Annotated in this window: 1 protein-coding gene; it reads left to right on the top strand. The window is 40.4% G+C overall.

From position 1 onward, the window contains the following. Window positions 1-230 (top strand): aminotransferase class V-fold PLP-dependent enzyme (locus ELQ11_RS09880; protein WP_134225312.1); only part of this gene is annotated, 230 nt, incomplete at both ends.

Raw genomic sequence — 230 nt, 5'->3', positions numbered from 1 at the left:
CATAAATTCCATGGGCCAAAAGGCGTAGGCGGACTTTTTATCAAAAAAGGTCTTAAGCTCACCCCTCTTTTGCATGGCGGAGAGCATATGGGAGGTAGAAGAAGTGGTACATTAAATGTGCCTTATATAGTTGCTATGGCAGAAGCTTTGCGTATTGCGAACACTATGCTTGAATTTGAAGACTCACATATTCGCCGTTTAAGAGATAAACTTGAAGATAGTATTTTAGC

This window comes from Campylobacter sp. US50a (assembly GCF_004379015.1).
In the GTDB taxonomy this organism is placed as follows: domain Bacteria; phylum Campylobacterota; class Campylobacteria; order Campylobacterales; family Campylobacteraceae; genus Campylobacter_D; species Campylobacter_D jejuni.
Note: the sequence above shows the minus strand (reverse complement) of the source record. Positions and strands in the feature narration are given on the sequence as shown.